Here is a 3,833-nt window from a genome sequence, read left to right as displayed (position 1 = left end):
CGGTGGAGCTGCATGACAAAGTCATCGGGCATTATCTGAACATAAAACACTATCAATAAGTTGGAGTCATTACCTGCAGTTTTTACGTCACAAGGGATTATAATGAAATTAAATATATTTACTAAATCTATGATTGGTATGGGGCTGGTGTGTTCCGCTCTGCCAGCATTGGCAATGGAAGCATGGAATAACCAACAAGGTGGTAATAAATATCAGGTTATTTTCGATGGCAAAATTTATGAAAATGCCTGGTGGGTTTCTTCTACAAATTGCCCGGGAAAAGCGAAAGCAAATGATGCAACTAACCCGTGGCGTTTAAAGCGTACCGCAACAGCTGCTGAAATTAGTCAGTTTGGCAATACACTTTCCTGCGAAAAGAGCGGCAGCTCATCTTCTTCAAATTCAAATACGCCTGCATCCAATACGCCGGCTAATGGCGGTTCGGCTACACCAGCACAGGGCACTGTTCCGTCTAATTCTTCTGTAGTTGCCTGGAATAAACAGCAGGGCGGTCAGACCTGGTATGTCGTCTTTAATGGTGCGGTATATAAAAATGCCTGGTGGGTAGCCTCTTCTAACTGTCCGGGTGATGCGAAAGGCAATGATGCCAGCAACCCATGGCGTTATGTTCGTGCCGCTACGGCAACGGAAATCTCAGAAACCAGTAATCCACAGTCCTGTACTTCAGCACCACAGCCTGCACCGGATGTGAAACCGGCACCGGACGTTAAACCGGCTCCTGATGTTCAGCCAGCCCCAGCTGATAAGTCAAACGACAACTATGCTGTAGTAGCCTGGAAAGGTCAGGAAGGTTCTTCTACATGGTACGTTATCTATAACGGCGGCATTTATAAGAACGCCTGGTGGGTAGGCGCGGCAAATTGCCCAGGCGATGCGAAAGAAAACGATGCCAGTAACCCATGGCGTTATGTTCGCGCGGCAACGGCAACAGAAATCAGCCAGTATGGTAACCCTGGCTCCTGTTCCGTTAAGCCGGATAATAATGGCGGTGCTGTGACTCCGGTTGATCCAACTCCGGAAACACCGGTGACCCCAACTCCGGATAACAGCGAGCCATCAACACCAGCGGATAGCGGTAACGATTACTCATTGCAAGCGTGGAGCGGCCAGGAAGGTAGCGAAATTTACCATGTTATTTTCAATGGTAATGTTTACAAGAACGCCTGGTGGGTTGGGTCTAAAGATTGCCCACGGGGTACCAGCGCTGAAAACTCCAATAACCCATGGCGTCTCGAGCGTACAGCTACCGCTGCGGAATTGAGTCAGTACGGTAACCCGACTACCTGTGAAATTGATAACGGCGGCGTCATTGTTGCGGATGGTTTCCAGGCCAGCAAAGCGTACAGCGCGGACAGCATCGTAGATTATAACGATGCACATTATAAAACTTCTGTCGATCAAGACGCATGGGGCTTTGTCCCGGGCGGCGATAACCCGTGGAAGAAATACGAACCGGCGAAAGCATGGTCCGCATCCACTGTGTACGTGAAAGGTGATCGCGTTGTTGTTGATGGGCAGGCTTATGAAGCGCTGTTCTGGACGCAAAGTGACAACCCTGCTCTGGTTGCGAACCAAAACGCCACCGGTAGCAATAGCCGCCCGTGGAAGCCGTTAGGTAAGGCTCAGAGCTATAGCAACGAAGAGCTGAATAATGCGCCGCAGTTTAATCCAGAAACGCTTTATGCCAGCGATACGCTGATTCGCTTTAACGGTGTGAACTACATTTCTCAGAGTAAAGTGCAGAAAGTTTCTCCTTCTGACAGCAACCCGTGGCGTGTTTTTGTTGACTGGACCGGAACCAAAGAACGTGTAGGTACGCCGAAGAAAGCATGGCCGAAACACGTTTATGCACCGTATGTTGACTTTACGCTGAATCCGATCCCGGATTTGGCTGCGCTGGCTAAGAATCATAACGTCAACCACTTCACGCTGGCGTTTGTGGTGAGTAAAGATGCGAACACCTGTCTGCCGACATGGGGTACCGCTTATGGTATGCAGAATTACGCTCAGTACAGCAAAATCAAAGCTCTGCGTGAGGCTGGCGGCGATGTGATGCTGTCTATCGGTGGTGCTAACAACGCTCCGCTGGCTGCTTCCTGTAAGAACGTAGACGATCTGATGCAGCATTATTATGACATCGTTGATAACCTGAACCTCAGAGTCCTGGACTTCGATATCGAAGGCACCTGGGTTGCGGATCAGGCATCTATTGAACGTCGTAACCTTGCTGTGAAGAAAGTGCAGGATAAATGGAAGTCAGAAGGCAAAGATATTGCTATCTGGTACACCTTGCCAATTCTACCGACTGGCCTGACGCCGGAAGGGATGAATGTCCTGAGCGATGCCAAAGCGAAAGGTGTTGAGCTGGCGGGTGTGAACGTGATGACAATGGACTACGGTAACGCGATTTGTCAGTCTGCAAATACCGAAGGCCAGAACATTCACGGTAAGTGTGCAACGTCTGCGATTGCCAACCTGCATTCACAATTGAAAGGCCTCCATCCCAACAAGAGCGATGCAGAAATTGACGCTATGATGGGTACCACGCCGATGGTTGGCGTGAACGACGTTCAGGGCGAGGTGTTCTATCTCTCTGATGCTCGTCTGGTCATGCAGGATGCGCAGAAGCGTAATCTCGGTATGGTTGGTATCTGGTCAATCGCGCGCGACCTGCCGGGCGGCACTAACCTGTCTCCGGAATTCCACGGCCTGACTAAAGAACAGGCACCGAAGTACGCATTTAGCGAAATCTTCGCGCCGTTTACTAAGCAATAAATGTGTTGGCGATACCTTCCGGTATCGCCGCATTTTTTGTCAATGGGTTACTTTTGGTAGCCCATTATTTTTATTCATATTTCTATTCTTTGCTTAAAAAAGAGTCTTTCCGTAATTGAAATAAGAACTATTTTCATTTATTTTTGAAGAAAGTATACGGGAGTCTCTATGTACGTTTGTCTTTGTAATGGTATCAGCGATAAAAAAATTCGTCAGGCTGTGCGCCAGTTTTCCCCTCACTCGTTCCAGCAATTAAAAAAATTTATTCCGGTCGGCAATCAGTGCGGTAAATGTGTCCGGGCCGCGCGTGAAGTGATGGAGGATGAATTAATGCAGCTGCCGGAGTTTAAGGAGTCCGCATAAACGGAGTGTGTTTTTTGACTTACTCGTAAGCCGTTCTACGCTTCAAAGAGTGGAAGCGAAGGAGTCAAAAAATGAAAGGTGATACTAAAGTTATAAATTATCTCAACAAACTGTTGGGAAATGAGCTTGTCGCAATCAATCAGTACTTTCTCCATGCCCGAATGTTTAAAAACTGGGGTCTCAAACGTCTCAATGATGTGGAGTATCATGAATCCATTGATGAGATGAAACACGCCGATCGTTATATTGAGCGCATTCTTTTTCTGGAAGGTCTTCCAAACTTACAGGACTTGGGCAAACTGAACATTGGTGAAGATGTTGAGGAAATGCTGCGTTCTGATCTGGCACTTGAGCTGGATGGCGCGAAGAATTTGCGTGAGGCAATTGGTTATGCCGATAGCGTTCATGATTACGTCAGCCGCGATATGATGATAGAAATTTTGCGTGATGAAGAAGGCCATATCGACTGGCTGGAAACGGAACTTGATCTGATTCAGAAGATGGGCCTGCAAAATTATCTGCAAGCACAGATCCGCGAAGAAGGTTGAGCCGTGTCGGGAGGGAGAACCCTCCCGGTTAATAAGAGATCCAGGCCAGAGGTGATGCTGCCAACTTACTGATTTAGTGTATGATGGTGTTTTTGAGGTGCTCCAGTGGCTTCTGTTTCTATCAGC

At 48.0% G+C, this 3,833-nt stretch carries 4 protein-coding genes; all 4 read left to right on the top strand.

Features of this window, described 5'->3' with window-relative positions; genetic code table 11:
- The first annotated feature begins 2 nt into the window (after positions 1 to 2).
- The 4 genes from RTW80_RS31675 to bfr all read left to right on the top strand — a co-directional run bounded on the left by RTW80_RS31675 (position 3) and on the right by bfr (position 3,707).
- The gene (locus tag RTW80_RS31675) at positions 3 to 59 is read left to right on the top strand and encodes an IS1 family transposase (protein ID WP_003032489.1); all 57 of its coding nucleotides are present in this window, start codon (positions 3 to 5) and stop codon (positions 57 to 59) included.
- A gap of 43 nt (positions 60 to 102) precedes the next feature.
- Positions 103 to 2,796: a bifunctional chitinase/lysozyme gene (chiA, locus tag RTW80_RS22880; protein WP_032247291.1), complete on the top strand. Its 2,694-nt coding sequence runs from the start codon at positions 103 to 105 to the stop codon at positions 2,794 to 2,796.
- Between the two features lie 168 nt (positions 2,797 to 2,964).
- Positions 2,965 to 3,159 (top strand): bacterioferritin-associated ferredoxin, encoded by a 195-nt coding sequence (bfd, locus tag RTW80_RS22875; RefSeq protein WP_000289085.1) that lies wholly within the window; start codon positions 2,965 to 2,967, stop codon positions 3,157 to 3,159.
- Positions 3,160 to 3,230: 71 nt separating this feature from the next.
- Positions 3,231 to 3,707, top strand: a complete 477-nt coding sequence (gene bfr, locus RTW80_RS22870; protein ID WP_000675504.1) for a bacterioferritin — start codon at positions 3,231 to 3,233, stop codon at positions 3,705 to 3,707.
- Positions 3,708 to 3,833 lie beyond the last annotated feature (126 nt).

Source organism: Escherichia sp. AM3 (assembly GCF_032029835.1).
GTDB classification, from domain to species: domain Bacteria; phylum Pseudomonadota; class Gammaproteobacteria; order Enterobacterales; family Enterobacteriaceae; genus Escherichia; species Escherichia coli.
Note: the sequence above shows the minus strand (reverse complement) of the source record. Positions and strands in the feature narration are given on the sequence as shown.